At 56.2% G+C, this 17400-nt stretch carries 16 protein-coding genes; 3 read left to right on the top strand and 13 right to left on the bottom strand.

What is annotated here, in order from left to right:
- Nucleotides 1-168: 168 nt before the first annotated feature.
- Complete coding sequence (locus tag IE105_RS10905) at nt 169-510, top strand: hypothetical protein (protein ID WP_189498370.1); 342 nt, start codon at nt 169-171, stop codon at nt 508-510.
- Nucleotides 511-1331: 821 nt separating this feature from the next.
- Nucleotides 1332-1745: a hypothetical protein gene (locus IE105_RS10900; protein WP_189498368.1), complete on the top strand. Its 414-nt coding sequence runs from the start codon at nt 1332-1334 to the stop codon at nt 1743-1745.
- Between the two features lie 756 nt (nt 1746-2501).
- Here IE105_RS10900 and IE105_RS10895 read toward each other — a convergent pair.
- From IE105_RS10895 to IE105_RS10845, 11 genes are all read right to left on the bottom strand, one after another.
- Entirely contained in the window at nt 2502-3065 is a 564-nt protein-coding gene (locus IE105_RS10895; RefSeq protein WP_233354110.1) for a cytochrome b, read from the bottom strand.
- Between the two features lie 22 nt (nt 3066-3087).
- Nucleotides 3088-3744: a YceI family protein gene (locus tag IE105_RS10890; RefSeq protein ID WP_189498367.1), complete on the bottom strand. Its 657-nt coding sequence runs from the start codon at nt 3742-3744 to the stop codon at nt 3088-3090.
- 13 nt (nt 3745-3757) lie between these two features.
- Nucleotides 3758-5158, bottom strand: coding sequence for a protein adenylyltransferase SelO family protein (locus tag IE105_RS10885; protein ID WP_233354109.1), 1401 nt, complete (start codon nt 5156-5158; stop codon nt 3758-3760).
- Nucleotides 5083-5718 (bottom strand): glutathione S-transferase family protein, encoded by a 636-nt coding sequence (locus IE105_RS10880; protein WP_189498365.1) that lies wholly within the window; start codon nt 5716-5718, stop codon nt 5083-5085. Before IE105_RS10880 ends, IE105_RS10885 begins: the two co-directional genes overlap by 76 nt.
- The gene (locus IE105_RS10875) at nt 5715-6647 is read right to left on the bottom strand and encodes an alpha/beta hydrolase (protein ID WP_189498363.1); all 933 of its coding nucleotides are present in this window, start codon (nt 6645-6647) and stop codon (nt 5715-5717) included. The genes IE105_RS10880 and IE105_RS10875 overlap by 4 nt, the downstream gene beginning before the upstream one ends.
- A gap of 174 nt (nt 6648-6821) precedes the next feature.
- Complete coding sequence (locus IE105_RS10870) at nt 6822-7379, bottom strand: DUF924 family protein (protein ID WP_189498361.1); 558 nt, start codon at nt 7377-7379, stop codon at nt 6822-6824.
- Nucleotides 7376-9181 (bottom strand): long-chain-acyl-CoA synthetase, encoded by a 1806-nt coding sequence (locus IE105_RS10865; RefSeq protein WP_267904679.1) that lies wholly within the window; start codon nt 9179-9181, stop codon nt 7376-7378. Before IE105_RS10865 ends, IE105_RS10870 begins: the two co-directional genes overlap by 4 nt.
- Before the next feature lie 189 nt (nt 9182-9370).
- Nucleotides 9371-10843 (bottom strand): hypothetical protein, encoded by a 1473-nt coding sequence (locus tag IE105_RS10860; protein ID WP_189498356.1) that lies wholly within the window; start codon nt 10841-10843, stop codon nt 9371-9373.
- A gap of 58 nt (nt 10844-10901) precedes the next feature.
- Complete coding sequence (locus tag IE105_RS10855; protein WP_189498354.1) at nt 10902-11549, bottom strand: TetR/AcrR family transcriptional regulator; 648 nt, start codon at nt 11547-11549, stop codon at nt 10902-10904.
- 20 nt (nt 11550-11569) lie between these two features.
- Nucleotides 11570-12106 carry a phasin family protein gene (locus IE105_RS10850; RefSeq protein ID WP_189498352.1) on the bottom strand — a complete coding sequence of 179 codons (537 nt, stop codon included), beginning with the start codon at nt 12104-12106 and terminating at the stop codon, nt 11570-11572.
- A 26-nt stretch (nt 12107-12132) separates the two neighbouring features.
- Nucleotides 12133-13041, bottom strand: coding sequence for an alpha/beta fold hydrolase (locus tag IE105_RS10845; RefSeq protein ID WP_189498350.1), 909 nt, complete (start codon nt 13039-13041; stop codon nt 12133-12135).
- Nucleotides 13042-14260: 1219 nt separating this feature from the next.
- On the opposite strand from IE105_RS10845, the gene IE105_RS10840 reads away from it, so the two are divergent.
- Nucleotides 14261-14446, top strand: coding sequence for a hypothetical protein (locus IE105_RS10840; protein WP_189498348.1), 186 nt, complete (start codon nt 14261-14263; stop codon nt 14444-14446).
- Nucleotides 14447-14486: 40 nt separating this feature from the next.
- Here the strand turns inward: IE105_RS10840 and gcvPB are convergent, their stop codons facing one another.
- Both gcvPB and gcvPA read right to left on the bottom strand, forming a co-directional pair.
- Nucleotides 14487-16052, bottom strand: coding sequence for an aminomethyl-transferring glycine dehydrogenase subunit GcvPB (gcvPB, locus tag IE105_RS10835; RefSeq protein ID WP_189498346.1), 1566 nt, complete (start codon nt 16050-16052; stop codon nt 14487-14489).
- On the bottom strand, nt 16049-17395 hold the full coding sequence (gene gcvPA / locus IE105_RS10830; protein ID WP_189498344.1) for an aminomethyl-transferring glycine dehydrogenase subunit GcvPA: 1347 nt from the start codon (nt 17393-17395) through the stop codon (nt 16049-16051). The genes gcvPB and gcvPA overlap by 4 nt, the downstream gene beginning before the upstream one ends.
- Nucleotides 17396-17400: the final 5 nt, after the last annotated feature.

The raw sequence follows: 17400 nt of genomic DNA, 5'->3' as shown, positions 1-17400 counted from the left end.
CGCCACCGCTCTATAAGAACTGGCGGGCAACCCCCATATTCGCCCCATGAATCATAAATCGCTCTAGTTTGACCGCAGAGGGCGATAGAAGCGTATAAATGAGTAACCCCACATCGTTTTAGACTAACGCTCTCTACAGCTCTTATAGGGCCGTGATGTGCCCCTAGGTTGCCTGACGTTAGTCTCAACACCGAGGGAACGCTGGTTCCCGCTGCTGACCCTCAGGACATCCCGCAGGTGACGGAGGTTGAACCAACACCATCACATTCAATCCATCATCATCAAACATGCAGACAGGCGCATCGCAAGATAGCCAACGGCTATGAAGGCAGGCTCGACTCCCTCGAAGGTGCCGTGAGTTACTGGGTGGACGCCATGGGTCAATCCGTGGACGCCGCTCGGAAGCGTAAGGACGACCGAGATCACAAGAAGCGCATGGCGAAACACCTCGCTGGACAGATTTCAAAGACCTTCAAACCGAAGAAACGCAAGACATCGTTTATCGGCTAATATGGAGCCAAAATCCTTTTCCCCTCCTATTACAGGAGAACTCCCCCCGCCCCCCCCCCGGTTTATACTTAGGATACACCTAGGTTACCTTAGGAGGGAGACTGCAGTAGCTCCGCCAGATACCCGCAGTGGTATGATTACAGATACCACCCCCACACATCCCCTCTTAGGTAACTCCTAGGTAGGGGACAGTGGTCACACCACCAGACAACGACAGTGAACAACCATCACAGTCATTCCCCTCACACTCACCAACAAAGGCATACACTATGGATACCCTACGGTCCTACCGCAGGGGCCTCTTAGGCTTGCTGTTGCTATGTGTCGTGGTTCTAATCCCCAGCCGAACCTCAAGCCGAGACGCCTTCACACCTAACGCCACCAACGACCCAAGCATCGCCGCATGCACAGCCACGGCAGTCCACTAAGGTTACACCTTAGGATGCAACCGCAATTGGCAACCGCCAGACGTCTTCGAGACGACCGCCGTTCAACGGCAATCAGGTCATGTGTGATAATCATCACCTCATTACCTCCAGCGTCGCAGCGCTGAAAACTCCACAGTCGAACCAAGCCCCCAGAGGCGGACCGACTACCTAGGCCTCTGTCCGCAGGACAAGCCAAGACGACACCGGCAGGCCTCTAGGGTCAGCCGCTTGTCGATGAAGGGACTCAACAGAGACCTTCGACCATCGCGCCAGTGAAGTTCACTAGCACCCTCAATCTTCAATCTTACCGCAGCTCCTCTAGCAGGCGGCTCCGTGCGTTCTTCGCCGGACCTTTGCCCCTGCCCGATGGTGACATGCCAAAAGGCAATGAAAATGACTAAATCATATAAGACAAATCGCACACCTTACTTCACCGGACCAAACGTCTACGTCCCAATCAGTAACCGCTCGGACCGTTGGGCCATCATAGACCGCGTAGACTTCTACCACCTCCAACAGCGCATCATCGATGTCACGAAGCTACCTTGGTTCGTCAACCGCGGCGGCGGTGGCACCGAATACGTTCGAGTTAATATTCCCGGTGTTGGTGTCACACAACTTAGCCGCCTCATTATGGGTGAGCCGCCTCACAACCAGATTAAGCACCTGAACAGTGATCGGTTAGACTTTCGCAGGGCAAACCTCGGCCTCCTCGACTCAGAAGACGTCCGCCGTGTCTACAAGCAGCGCCTCCCGCAGCCACCCTTAGACAACGGCAGTGAGATCAGCGCGACGCCCGCAGGATAACCGCGCCGCCGTCAGACTCCCAACGCGACTCACTGAGTCACCTTCTCTAAATCCCCATGCTCTGCCTTGGATTTCCCACGCGCCCTCTCAGGGGGCCTCGTTGGGACTCTATGGGCGGAGTGTGGCTAGGAGCTATGCCAAATGCACTTCACCATTCTAGACACATCAAGCGTAACGAGCGCCCCAATGGGGGTCGACCATAAAAATATGCCACAAATCTCCGAGGGCCTCTTTAATAATAATGATGCTCAGGACAGCCCCCCCCGCACCCCCTCGGATACCGCAACGCCCTCCGTCGACACCAACATCCTTCAAGCCATGACCACGCTCGCCTCAGGGGTGACCGCAACCAACGCTCCGGCCCTGTGGGACCTACCAGACGACACGCTCATAACTCCTACGAACGCAGCCATGATGCTAGATCGCTCATCGGTAACACTAGCCAACTGGCGCAACGCACGCCGCAAGGGTCTTAGCAAGGGCCCCACCTTCCTAGACAACAACCGCCGCCCTCAGTATCGCGTCGGGTCTCTACGGCAATATGCGCAGAGTTGTGAGATATAGCCCAACGGGTCCCCACATGGTCCCCACCACACCAAGCCTCAACAGAAACGACGGTCGTAGAAGAACCTGAATAAGCCTTTAATTGTTATCATTCAATATGATAGCCACACAGTAGACCTCCCTCAACCGCGGCCGATTATCAGATTCCTAATCTGGGGGCCGGTGGTTCAAATCCACCCGGGGTCGCCATTTTCAAACTTTGGTTTTGAGCCGATGTTTATTCAGCCACGGAATCATTCGGCGCAGCACATCATCCTTATCCTTGAAATGATGTTTCAAGGCGGCCCCAACATGCAGGACAATCAAGGCGATGAAGAGTTTGGCTCCGATTTCATGGAGCAAGCGGAACCGCCCTTCGACCGCTTCGGATTCAGGAACACCGGGCATGTCAGGGAGTCCAACAAGGCCATAGAGCACAGTCGGGATCGGAAGTTCAGAGGCGCTCACCATCGCCCAACCGAGGAGCGGCATGACGATCATCAAAGCGTAGAAAAGCCCGTGTGTCGCGTGGCTGGCGTTACGCTGCCACAGCGGCATGGACGCGGGCAAGGCGGGCGGGCGGTGGGTCAGCCGCCACATCAGGCGCAGCGCTGACAGGATCAGCACGGTGATGCCGATGCTCTTATGCCATTGATAAATCGCAAAGCGGTTCGGCACCCATTCTTGGGTCATCAAGAGGCCAAATAGGATGAGGCCAATAATCATCAACGCGATCGCCCAATGCAGGACGATCGCGACTGTCGTGTAACGGTTCACGGTTGAGGCCGCTTGAGGCAAACTACTCAGCCTTCTGGAACTCAACTTCCATCACGAGTTGGACGTCATCACCGACATAGGGCACATAGTTGTCGACGCCATAATCCGAGCGTTTCATCAGGCCTGTGCCAGAAATACCGAACATATCAGCGCCGGAACGCGACTTCCCCGCCTTGTTGATTTTGCCGTCAAACGTAATGGGGCGGGTGATATCCTTGATCGTCAAGTCGCCGGTAATCGTGCCTGTGCCGTCCGGATTAATATCCAGGGACGTGCTGACAAACGTGATAGTTGGATAGGTTTCAACGTCGAAGAAATCCCCGCTTTTAAGATGATCATTAAAAGCCGGAACCATCGAGTCGATAGATGCTGCTGGGATCGTCACAATCAGGGATGAATTTTCAGGGGCGTCGGGATTGAGCGTGACAGTCGCGTCAAATTCACTCCAGCGCAGTACCGGGCGGGAATATCCCTGATGGTCGTAGGAGAACTGAATATAGGCGTGGCCATTATCTTCCGAATATGTCCCCGCCGAGAGAACAGAAAAATCAAAAGCTTCCGCCATTTCGACTTCGCTGGCGACCGCTGGAACAGGATCGTTTGCGGCCATCTCAACACCGTCTGTGTCAGCGCAAGCGATGAGGGCAGGAATGGCGGCAATCGCGATGAGGTGTTTCATAAGAGTCTCCGGTTTAATGATCCGTATAGCGACGACGATCGTAAGTTTCTAGCGTGTCCCGAAAAAGTGACCAGTCGTCGTCTTGGTCAATCGGCGCCCAGAGCGCACCAATCTGGTCATAGAGTAATGTGGCGGGACGCTCCGTCATCGGGCGTGGACCGGAGGGCGTGAGCGTGCGGTATATCCGCTTCCATTCCGCCCAGACGCTATCGGGATAATCCTGCAGAGGCGACCCGCTTTCTCCCCCCGTCCAATCATGGAAAAAGTTTGGCCAACTCGCCCGGCTTTCGCGCAAATTATCAAATGTGAGCTTAATGAAGGCCGACCCGTTCCGGGGAATATCGAGGCGCAAGCGGCGGAACATATGCCGGACAAGCGCGGTCTCATAATGATCCGTATAGACGTTTAGCGCGTCGATCAGAGCGTGATCCTCTTCAATGAGCGATAAGCTTTGCGCGAGTTGTCCGAGGTTCCATCCCATGGCTTCGGGCTGACGCGCAAACGCATAGAGGCCGTTATGATCGAAATAAGCCGCCGTGAATGTTGGATCATAATGTGGCAGGAATCGGTAAGGGCCAAAGTCAAACACCTCTCCCGTCATGTTCATATTATCCGTGTTCATGACGCCGTGCACAAACCCCGCCGCCATCCAACTCGCGACCAAATCGGCACTCCGGATGGCAACCGCCTGCAACAAATCGGCTGGCCGCGTGACGTCTGGGTAAAAATGTTGGCGACAATAATCGACGAGGGCTTCGAGATTATCCCGACGCTCATAAAAAGCCTGCCGTTGGAATGTGCCAAAACGAATATGGCTGTGTTGGAGGCGTGTCAGGACGGCAGAGCGCGTCGGCGACGGCTCATCATGCCGTTGCAAATTTTCGCCTGTCTCAATCAGGCAAAAACTCCGCGACGTATTCACGCCGAGATGTTCAAGATAACGCGTGGCGAGGACTTCACGCACCCCGCCGAGCAAGGTTAGCCGCCCGTCACCGCTGCGCGAAAACGGCGTCTGGCCCGATCCTTTGGTACCAAAGTCTAGCAGACGCCCGTCAGCGTCTAGGCATTGCGCGTAAAGAAATCCCCGCCCATCGCCAATGTCCGGATTATAATGGCGGAATTGATGCCCGTGATAACGTAGCGCCCGTGGCTCTGGGAGCGAGCCGTCGAATGGCTCGAACCGTCCGAACCGCGCCACCCAGTCGACATCATCAAGACCGATCGCGGCGGCGCTATGATCGTCTGAATAGCGCAGCGTGTATTGAGGAAATTGCGCGGGCGCGACGGGATCGGAAAAATCTTCCCCGAGGTCTAAAATCGCGTCTTCGGGATGGAACTCTATAGTCCCATCTCCGAGCCGAAATGCGTGTGAACGCTTTGATACCAGTCCTGTTTGCGCATCGTTTCCAGCCACGCGGTCAGGACCGGGAATGCCTCCAGATCAAGCTTGGCCGTAAATTGTGGTTCCATCGCCGCAACAAGGGCAATGTCAGCGAGGGTCAGACGGTCGCCGTGCAAATGCCCGTCACCGGATAGAGCGATTTCGACATGCGGTAGATTTGCCGCAAGGAATTTTTCGCCCAACGCGATGGAGCTCTCATCAGACGTCTCGCCAATCATGGGCGCGATGAACCGGTTAAACTGTACGCGCCCAACGTTGGCGCGAATATGGTGGACAATAAATTCCACCCATTGGTCGATGAGTGCTGCTTCGCGCAAATCTTCCGAATAAATATCGCTGCCCGATTGACGGGCCAAGTAACGACCAATCGCGCTACTTTCACCGATCGCCAAATCACCGTCGACCATCGCCGGCACACGCCCAAACGGATTGACGGCGAGATACGCATCCCCTTTTTGCTCTTGCGTCTGAAGGTTCACCATTTTGCGATCATGTTTCACACCCGCCGCCTCAGCCACGAAAAGCGGGTAAAGTGATGGGTTGGAGATCGGGTGAAAATAGAGTGTGGTCATGGGCGGGCTTTCTTGACTTGTGGCAGGATTGGGAACTGCGCGCGGACGAAATCCGCCGCCTCCATCGGGACTGTGTTGGCGCGCGGAAAGGCTTTGGCGAAATTGAGAAAGCCGTGCGGCATGGTCTTCTCGTAAAGCTGCACAACAGTCGTGCCGGACGCTTTGAGCTTCTCCGCATAAAGCTTGCCTTCATCACGCAAGGGGTCGAGCCCGCAAGTCAGCACATAGGCCGGCGGCATACCGTCGAGATCATCCTCAAACAACGGCGAGACTTTTGTGTCTTTCGCATCCGCCCCAGCGACATAATGATCCTGAATATATTTCAGCGCAACAGTGCCAATTTGCAGCCAATCTTGTGGTCCCGGATTGGCAGGTTTCACGTCAACAAGTTGCATCAACGGGTAGAATAAAACTTGCGCCTTAATCCGGTTGCGGTATTTTTGCGCCAACCACGCGGCGATATTTCCGCCCGCACTATCGCCTGCGACGACCAGTTTATTGCCATCAATACCGCGCGATTCCCCGCGCGCGTCTAGCGCCCAATGTAAAACGGTTTCGACATCATCTGGCGCCGCCGGAAACGGATGTTTCGGCGCTAAACGGTATTCAACCGCAAGCACACGACAGAATGAAGCGTTGGCCAAACGACGAATAATGCCTTCGTGGGTGTGCGTGTCGCACGAAACAAAGCCGCCGCCGTGAGCATAGATTATTGTTGGCCCTACAGTCGGAAGCGGGCCGAACGGCACAAAGAGCCTCACTTCGACGCCTTCGATCTCGAACGTTTCACAAACGCGGACCTCTGGCCCCGGCGTATCAAACCGTCGCGTCATGCGTCGGAAATTTTCTTGGAATTTGTCGAGGAACTGCTCGTCAGGCGTCAGCTTCGAAAACTGTTCAGACAGTGTTTCGGAGAGCGACTCAATCAATGTTCTGGGTGTCTTCACCACGCTTAGATAGCGATCAATCGTCGGCGACGTAAGGTGGCACAGGATCATATTGCATAGCGCGCGCCACATCGCGCGAAATCAGGCGGTTGTGGCGCGGCTTTCCCTCCCCGCGGTGCCACGCGACTTCATCGAAAATGAGATTTTCAACCTGTCTCAGGATGGATCGTAGCCACCCCTTTTAAGGAACTCACGTTCTTCCCGCGTGCTCTCTCGGCCCAATGTTGCATTGCGGTGCGGAAAGCGACCAAACTGCTCAATCACATCACGATGCGCTTTCGCATGGCGCAGTGTGCTGCCGCCATCCTCAAAACGTGAGCCAGACAGCTCGACGCAGCGGTTCTGCGCCGCCAAATCTTCCGCATGCATGAAAGGCATGTAAACGAAAGCGCGGCGCGCGGCAGGAATTTCCATATCCCAACCGTCATCAATCATACTCGCAGCCACGCCGAGCGATAGGGCGTCCCATTGGAAGGCCTCAGCCGCCCCCCGAAACATGTTTCGCGGAAACTGGTCCAGCGCAATGATGAGCGCCAAAGCCGAGTCTGGGTCCGTCCCCCACGTTGAATGCGGAAACGGCGCCGTTGCCAACATCTCCGACGTGTCCCCGAATTGGGTGATGATCTCCGCGTCAAACTCTGCCGTGCTGTTAAACCAGCGCGCCTTAACTCGGTCCGAGAACCAGAACTCGAGGATATCCGCCGCAGTCTTCAAAGTCGGATGGTCCCATTATTGATTTTCGCAAATATGTCCGCATCGACTTGTTCATAGGCTTTGGTCTGCGGGTTACAGTAATAGACGGGCTCGCTGATCCGGTCTGGGTCAAACCCGGCCTTGACCAAATTCGTCTTTTTAAATTTGAAGGTTGAGGTCGTCTCTGATTCTTGGCTCAAACGCAGGAAGACCGGCCGAGCATAGTGCGGCAATTCCTTATCGAGGAAAGCTTTCAGTTTTTTGAGGTCTGGCGTCGTGTCCGATACAATCGACGCCATGCCCGCACGGCCATCATAACCTGACACTTCGACACCATAGACGTTCGCCTGCGTGACACCTTTAAATCCGGACAACACGCCTGCCACTTCATTGGTCGCGACATTTTCAGCTTTCCAACGGAACGTATCGCCGACCCGGTCCATGAAATAGTAATAGCCGTAGCCATCACGTTTCATCAGGTCGCCCGTGCGGAACCACGCATCGCCGGGTTTAAACACATTGCGGAGGATTTTCTTTTGCGTCGCTTCTTTGGTTTCATAGCCATCAAAGCGAAAGCGGGCGTCATCTTCCCGAATTTCACCAATGACTTCGCCAACTTCATCATCATTCGCGCGCAAGGCAAACCCGTCAGACCCGCGCGGATTCTCACCCGTTTCGACATCATAGCGGATAATATCAATATTGAACTTCCACTTTAGATAGGACGGAACGCGGCCCACGGCGCCAACTGGGCCGTCCAGATTAATGAGGCTGACATTGCCTTCTGTCGCGCCGTAAAATTCTATGACGTGGGGAATGTTGAACCGAGCCACGAAGCTTTCCCACACTTCGGGACGCAGGCCATTGCCGATAATCCATTGAATTTTATGCGACCGCTCTAAGGGGTGCGGCGGCGTGGAGAGGAGGAAACGGCAGAGCTCACCCACATAGGTAAACATAGTCGCCCCATAATTGACGGCATCGTCCCAGAAGGTCGAGGCACTGAACTTCGGCAGAATGATGGATGCGCCCCCATTCGAGAACGCCGCGCCCATGCCCACAAGTCCGCCTGTCGCATGATAAAGCGGCAGCACGAGCATCATCCGATCTGACGCATTTGCTTTCGCGCCAGCCCCGAGACCGCGCATATAGTTTTGCGCTCGCACATGGGTCACTTTGGCCGCTTTAGGCAATCCGGTCGTGCCAGAGGTAAACATTTTCATGCCCTGCTCTCCGGCTGTTACGTCCCCCCGAACGTCTTTCGCCGGGCGGTTCGGAACGATATCAAGCAAAGCACCATCAAAGGGCTGCATAGAGCTAGGGGAATCCCCAAACGCGCCCCATTCTGTGAGACCATCATCAAGATCAGGCCGCGCGCTCTCCCAATTCTCTAACAAGTTGAGATCAATCAAGACATGAGACGCTTCACTAATATTGACGCAATGGGCGAGCGCTTTGCCCGCGAGTTGGAAATTGATCAGCGCCGGAATGACGCCGCGTTTGGTAAGGCCAAACCAGAGCGCGACATATTCCAATCGGTTGCTGACAAAGACAGCAACCGTATCACCGCGTTTGATGTTATTGACTTCGCACCAGCCGGCAACGCGGTTGGCGTAGTCTTCGGTCTGATCAAAGGTCCATGTCCGATCCCCTTCGATGAAAGCGATGTTCGGGCCGAACGCATCGACCCGCATTTCCAGTTCGTCCGCCAAAAGGTGATTTGACGTCGCATCGACTTGCTTGACCGATTTCAGCATCCGCAACATGCCCGACAAATATCCCGCTTCGCGTTTCAATGTAGACAGCATGATATTTCCCGAAATCTTAGTTATTTTACGACGTCCTTAGGCGAAATTTTGGCAAAGAAAAACCCCGCGTGGGAGGCGGGGTTTAACTCATTCGCATACGGATGGCCTCGTGGGAGCAAGACCATCATTTGGGACCCAATTTGCGCTATCGTGGGACTAAGCATCAGGTTCGTAACAAGACTTGCAAGGCGAATGCCAACCCTATCACGGTCGAGACGTGGCGATGCGAAATCCCTCAATATAGTTCGGCGGAATATAAAGCGGACGTTCTTCATAGACCGTTGTTCGCCCTGTGCGCGGATCATAGGTCACGTCGCGCAGGATCAATGTCAGGCCATCGAAGCGCGCCGCATCAAGACGCTCATTCGGGATAAATAAGACCAGCTGATCTTCCCGCGCACAGTCTCTTTGGGAACTGACCACGATCGCGTCATCATAGCCGTCGCCCGGAAACATATCATGCACGACGCGGGATTGCTCGCTGGGATCTGATCGTGGAATGGGTCGCGAGATCGGCACCTCTCGCCGTTTTGGCGTAGACCGAGGCCTTGGCGTCGGCGCGGGTCTTGTCGTTTGGACAGGTCTGGAAGTTGGGACAGGTCTGGGCCGTGATGTTGGCTCAGGCCTCGTCACTGGCGCAGGTCTTGTCACTGGCGCAGGCCTGGGGGTTGCGTCCCGTCGTCCTGACCGAGGGGTCGATGTTGGCGTGACAGTCCGAGCGCGCCGTGGACGCGGCGTCGCATCGCGGCGCGGAGTAGGCGTAACCCGACCGTCCGGGGTCACGGGTGTTATCTGCTCATCACGCCCGCGCCTATTCGTCCATGTGCGATCCGGTCTCGGACGATCTGCCCGCGGACGAGGATGGATCTGCTGCTCTCCATCAAGTCGTGGCTCTGAATGGGGATAATAGGGTGTCTGTGTGTCCGGTCGAGACCGCGGCCGAGGTCTCGGCGTGGGCCTAGGCGTGGTCCTAGGCGTAGATCTGGGCGTAGATCTGGGCGTAGATCTGGGATGTGAACGCGTATTCGGTCTGGGTCGTGAGCGTGGGCCTGTCCATCCGCGAGCCCCCCTTGTCCCAAATCCATTCCAAAGCCCTCCATAGCCGCCATACGCAAACCCGCGATGACCCCGATAGGTCGGGCGGATCCAAATGTGCCGGACGGCATTTCGATCATCATAGCGGTCATAGCGGTAGACCCGCTCTGTCACGCGGGCGGAACATTCCAGCTCACGACTATCGCGAAGGATAATCGGAACAGGCTCACCATTGAGGAAAAGCGCGTCGCGGGTCAGACCGAAACGACGATCTCCGGCATCCGTATAGAACAGAGAGATATCCAGCAAAGCGCCATCTGCGACAGCATCACCGTTGAGATCACGCGCGCCGTCTGTGCCGCGTAAGCTGACTGTGCCCGCCAGCGCCGCGTCTTCTTCAAACGGATCAAAGGTCGGCGCGAGATATTCTTTCGCGCCGGTGCGCGCATTATATCCCGTCGTGACATCAGCCGCGATTTGTTCGGGCGACATCTGCGTAAACTCGGTCTCAAAATCATCCCCAAACTGCGCGGAGGAGTAGGGCTCGCCGGTCATTTGCGATCCCGTTTCATAGTCCTGCGCCAAGACAGAGGGCGCGATCAGCAGCACGGTTGCGGAGAGAATAATTGAAAATCGGGTCATATTGTCCCCTTACACACGCAAGACTGAGGCCAAGCTGATCCCGATATTCACGTCGCGTTCATGCGTCTTCGACAGTTTCGCGTAACATCGCCGCAAAGCCCTCGCCATGCGTCCAATAGGGCGTAATCATCGAGAGGCTTTGATAAACCCCGCGATCAATCAGCGCTTTGGTTGGGCCTGATCCGGAATCTCCGCCTTTTCTGAGCTGGTGATATTGCAGCCAGAAGGTAAAATGCTGCGCCAGCCGCGCCGACAGTGACGCTTTCTCACTTTCGCCAAATTTCAAATGCCCGCCGTCTTCGAGGTCGGATAGAAGCGAAAATGCGGTCCGTTCTTTGAGCGCGAGTAATCGCGAAAACGGGCCTTTTAACTCTGGCAAACGGCCCAGTAATTCGGTTGGGTTGCGGTAGAAAAAGCGGAAATCCCAAATTTCCTCAAAGATAATATAAAGGAACACCCAATTATCTTGCATGGCCAGCGGCTCATTGACCGTGGCGGACAGGACTTGCCGCAACTCAACCTCAAAATCCGCGAATAGCTCGCGAATGATCGGGTCTTTGCCTTTGTAATGGTAATAGAGATTGCCCGGCGAAATTCCGATGACGGCCGCAATGTCGACCGAGCTCACTGCATGTTCGCCCTCTTGATTAAACAGGGCGAGCGAGGTTCGCAGGATCGTCTCCTTGGTTTTAGATCGCTCGGTCACCGTGTGACCTTAGCACACACTCAGGAGGATTTCTTAGCGGTTGTTTTGGCCGGGGCTTTCTTGGCAGCGGCTTTTTTAACAGGGGCTTTTTTGATTGGGGCTTTTTTAACAGGTGCTTTCTTCGTCCGCGTCGTGGTGGCGCGCGTCTTGGCCGGAGCCTTTGCGGGCGCCTTCGGCTTCAACAGCAAATCCAGTTTGGCTTCAATGCTAGTCAAGCGCGCTTCAATCGCGTCGTGACGATCATCAGAGCCATGCCGCGTCAAGCGGTCACGCATCGCTTGGATGCGGTCTTCAATCGCCAAGGTTGATTGAATATCATCGCCCAGATCGGACGCTTTGCCCGCCAGCTGTGCGCCTTTGACCTTCGCCGCCATTTCGATCTTCTCGCCTTTTTCAGCGAGGCTTTCAAATGTCTCGGACGTCTTACCTGACAGACCGCCGCTGAGCCCTTTGACCCGGTCGCGACCTTCTTCAAACGCTTTCCCGTAGGCGCCGACCCCCGCGAGCCAGATACGCCGCGCAACATCGGTTGTGTGGTTGGATTTCTTATCGGTCATGGTCGGCTCCTATTTGAAATTGGGATTTATGCGCGGGCAGCCTTACGATCATGGGCGTGATTATAGCTGGCCTTGACGGACGGCATTTCGATGGGGTCTGCATGTTCCATCGACATTTCCGGTTCGCCAAAGAAATCACGGATAATTTCGACCGTTTCATCGCGCCGCGTGAGCAAGAATAAATGTCCAGCCCCTTCAATCACTTCCATCCGCGAACGACGGTACACCGCATGCAGAATACGGCCATTAATGACCGGCACAATATGGTCTTTGTCGCCCATAATTATCAGCGTGCGCGCGCGAATCCGTCGCGCGAATGTCAGCGATGACCAACCAACCATGGCCGAGAGTTGGAACAAATAGCCCTTCACCGATGGCGGCACCATATTGATGGCAAAATCATCGGAACTACTGGCCGCGTCCCCATAGAGGGTCTCGAAATTCTTCTTGAGGTAGTCACGGTCGATATAGCGTTTCGGCGACATCATTTTGGACAGCGCCTTGGGATTACCCGGCACCATCGTCCAACCCGGCGTCGTTGCGCACAGGATCAATCGCCGCGTCATGCTCTTATTCTGCCACGCAAATTGCTGCGCCGGACCGCCGCCCCAGCTGACGCCGAGCACATCAACGCGGTGATAGCCGTTTTCTTCGAGGATTTTCTTAGCCGCTTTGGCGACCCACCACGGTCGGTAAGGAAACGTCGGATCGGGCGATCCGCCGACACCCGGCATGTCAAAGGTGATAATGTCGCGACCCGTAAACGTGTCCGCAAACAGCTGTGCAATTTCGAGGTTCGCGCCAATACCGTTGAAGAATAACAGCGGTGTCCGCTTGCCAAACCCCTTATCCCGGCCCGTCCAGATGGCCGTGCGGAGCTGTTGATTGCCCATCTTCGAGAAGAAGATCCGCGGCAGGTTCTGCGTAAACGGCATAAATATGGTCTTTCTTGACCCTTCGAACCGAAATCCGGCAGGCCATATCCCGATGGTCACAGGTCTGAACGCCCTGATCCATCATTCGTTGCACACTATGGCGTTCAGACCTCTTTGCAAAAGATAAATCGCAGACGCCGCGATGGGATTGGAATGGGGTTTCTAATTGCGGTTTGCGTCTCTGCGCACAGGTTTGCGTCCCCGTAAGGGGTCTAAGGCGCGCAGGCGCGCGCCGTCGCAAACCTTGCCGACAGGCATTCGTCCCCAAAGGACGAACATGCGATGTCTGAGAGGACGGCACGCAGCAAACACCCCCCCAAACGCCCACATCCAACCGCGCATCAAGGCCACGGCCACCGACAAATCGTGAAAAGCGACACGAGCGCGGACGGTGCTCCCCGATGGAAACACAAAAGGAATACCATTTTACAGCGAACAGCGTCCGCGCGCCCAGTGTACACACCCGATCAAACACGCTGTGACCCGGCGGCCCGTCTGAGCACACACCGGAGACCGTGAGACAATCCCGAGGCTTTCAACCCCGGGGCCGCCAACGATCCGATCAATCGAAGTCGCACCGTTTGAGCGATCCGTAGACCCCCAACCCGGCTCGTGAGCATTCGATTGTCGTCATCAGTCGCCTCGTCAGATGGACCCGTGTGCGCCTCATGACTTCACATACGAATCCGTCCACCAAACCCCGCCCAGAACTCTAAGAGTCCAACTGTGCCGAGGAGCATGCCTCCCCCGTGTCCAGCAGCGGTGAGTGGATTAGATCATGGGTTTTGTAGGGGGGGATGGGTTTTTCTACAAAGCATCCTTTTTGAAGCATCTCTCTTGGGAAGTTTTCACATGAAAGCAATCTAACCACATTGTTTTGCAAGGCGGCGACTCGCGACAACCCAAAAAATCCCGTACATTTGTGTCGAGGGAAACCCCCGAGATGGGATCCAATATCTGCGATCCCCGAAAAGGACTGGTTTATGAGAACAAAATTATTAGCAACGCCCTTGCGTAAGACAGTATGCGGAACCGGCGCATAGGGCATAAAAAAAGGCCGCTCAAAACCCTTGTTGACGCAAGGAAAGAGCGACCCCTGGTTCGGTGGTTTGTCTCGACCACTAAAGCGACCGAAGACCATAGCCAACAAACTAGCCTTCGAAAACTGGCATATGGGACGTCACTTCGCAAGAGACATCATTGACTAAGGAACTGCCAAATGGCTTCCCAACACCCCGGGCGTCCGTCACGCCGACTAACTTATGACGATGCTAAACAAGTCCGACGCATGATTGCTGACGGCTGGCTACAATCGCGCATTGCTGCGCATTTCGACGTTAATCCCGGTCGCATCAGCGAAATTAATACGGGCAAACGCTTTCCCAAAAAGGGAACGTTTGAATAACGTCAGCTAATTGTGATGCGGCTTTATGGCCGCATCACCCCTACTCCGCCGCCACCCCAACTTCCTCCGGCTCAACCCACCGCAGCACAGGCTTTCGCGCCGCTTGCGTTTCGTCCAACCGTCGCATTGGCGCATAGACCGGCGCTTGTTTGAACATCTCGACGTTGCCCGCTTTCGCCTTCTCCGCCAAATGGCGCATGGAGCCGATGAATCGGTCGAGCTCTTGTTTGCTCTCGGACTCGGTCGGTTCGATCAGCATCGCGCCGTGGACGACCAAGGGGAAATACATCGTCATCGGGTGGTAGCCTTCGTCGATCATCGCTTTGGCGAAATCGAGCGTATCGACGCCTGTGTCCTTGAGGAACCGGTCATCAAACAGGGCTTCATGCATGCAGACACCGCCGAACGCGGGCGTCATGACGTCCGATAGGCTGGCTTGCACATAGTTGGCGTTGAGGACCGCGTCCTCGGTCGCTTGGCGCAACCCGTCGGAGCCGTGGCTCATCATATAGGTCAGAGCGCGGCTATACATGCCCATTTGACCGTGGAAGGCGCACATGCGGCCGAAGCTTTTATCATCGGCATTTTCGACGAGGTCATAGCCCTCTTTGGTTTGCACGACATAGGGCACAGGCGCGTAGTCTTTGAGCGCGTCGGACAGCACAGTCGGGCCGGAACCGGGACCGCCGCCACCGTGCGGGGTGGAGAACGTCTTGTGCAGGTTGATGTGCATCGCATCGACGCCGAGGTCGCCCGGACGGACGCGGCCCACGAGCGCGTTAAAGTTCGCGCCGTCACAATAGAAATAGCCGCCTGCCGCGTGGATCGCATCGGCGATTTCGATAATATCACGCTCGAACAGGCCGCACGTATTGGGGTTGGTCAGCATGATGCCCGCGACATCGTCGGGGTTGCTATCAATCCGGGCCTTGAGCGCGTCGAGATTAACCCGACCATCGCCGGACGCCGGGATTTCATCGACGGTAAAGCCGCACTGCACAGCGGTCGCCGGATTGGTACCGTGGGCCGATTCTGGCACGAGGACGCGGCGGCGCTGCGTCTGGCCATCGGCGTCAAGCCGCGCGCGGATCGCCATCATCCCGCACAGCTCGCCATGCGCGCCCGCTTTGGGCGTTAGGGCGACGGCGGGCATATTGCAGAGCGTCATCAGCCAGTGCGACAGCTCACTCATCAACTCGAGCGCGCCTTGCACGGTCGCGATCGGTTGCAGCGGATGCACATCGGCAAAGCCGGGCATGCGCGCGACTTTCTCGTTCAGGCGCGGATTATGTTTCATCGTGCAAGAGCCGAGCGGATAAACGCCGAGGTCAATCGCGTAGTTCTTTTGGGACAGGCGCACATAATGGCGCATGGTTTCCGGCTCGCTGAGCCCGGGCAATCCGATGGGGCCTTTGCGGGCTTGATCGCCGAGACGGGACTTCGTGCCTTTGGGCTGCGGCAAATCAATCCCCGTCGTGGCGAGATCGCCCACTTCGAAAATGAGCTGCACCGCTTGGTTCAAGGCTTGGTTACCGGAGTGCGTTTTCGGCGCGAGGGTATTTGTGTTGGCTGCGTCAGGCGCAGTCGGGCGACCTTGATTGTTCATGATAACACCTCCTTCAACGCCGCCGCAAAGGCCGCGAAATCCTCAACGTCATTCGTTTCTGTCGCGCAGACCAGCAGCAGGCTCTCATCGCCATCCGGTTGAATCCGCGTCAGCGGGACACCGCCGAGGATGCCTTTGGCCGCGAGCGCATCGACGACATCATTCGCGGGCTTGGAGAGCCGCAGCGTAAATTCATTGAAGAAGGTCTCATTGACCAGCTCAACACCGTCGATACCTTCCAGACGATCCGCCAGATCGCAGGCCGCTTCGTGGTTTAGCGCCGCGAGACGCGTTATCCCGGCTTCGCCGAGCAGCGTCATGTGGATCGTAAACGCCAGCGCGCAGAGGCCGGAGTTGGTGCAAATATTGGACGTCGCTTTTTCACGGCGGATATGTTGCTCGCGCGTGGACAGTGTCAGCACAAAACCGCGCTCGCCATTGGCGTCAATCGTTTCGCCGCAGACCCGGCCCGGCATTTGCCGCACCAGCTTTTGCGTACAGGCGAATAGGCCAACATGCGGCCCGCCGAAGTTGAGGCCGACGCCGAGTCCCTGCCCTTCGCCGACAACAATATCGGCGCCCTGTTCACCCGGCGGGGTGATCGCGGCGAGCGCGACAGGTTCTGTAAAGACCGCGATAAGGAGTGCTTTGTGCGCGTGGGCTTTTTCCGCAATCGGACGCAGGTCGATAATCTCGCCAAACACATTCGGCGATTGCACGACGACGCAGGCCGTGTCGTCATCAATATGTTCGACCACATTATAATCGCGGCCCGGACGCGTTTCGCGCTCATCAATTTTGATGTTGAGCGTGGACGCCAGCGTTTGCGTCGCCGCCGCGTAATGTGGGTGCAGACCGGGCGCGAGTACGGCTTTGGGCTTTTTCCCACGCGCGACACGGTGCGCCATGACAACGGCTTCGGCGCAAGCGGTGGAGCCGTCATACATGGAGGCATTGGCGACATCCATGCCGGTCAGAAGCGCGACTTGGGATTGGAACTCAAACAAGCTCATCAGCGTGCCTTGGCTGACTTCCGGCTGATAGGGCGTGTAGGCGGTGAGGAATTCGGAGCGCTGGATCAAATGATCGACGGTCGCTGGGATATGGTGGCGGTAAGCGCCCGCGCCACAGAAAAACGGCACCGATCCGGCGGAGACAGATTTCGCCGAGAGCTTGCCCATATGGCGCTCAACCGCTTGTTCCGATTGGTGTTTCGGGAGGTCGACAAGGTCTGACAGACGCGCCGATTTCGGCACATCTTGGAATAGATCATCGATCGACGGCACGCCGATAACATCGAGCATCGCGGCGCGGTCGGCGTCTGTCAGGGGAAGGTAACGCATGTTAA

The sequence above is a fragment of the Algimonas arctica genome, assembly GCF_014652695.1.
Classification (GTDB): domain Bacteria; phylum Pseudomonadota; class Alphaproteobacteria; order Caulobacterales; family Maricaulaceae; genus Litorimonas; species Litorimonas arctica.
This window is presented reverse-complemented; position numbering and strand designations above follow the sequence as displayed.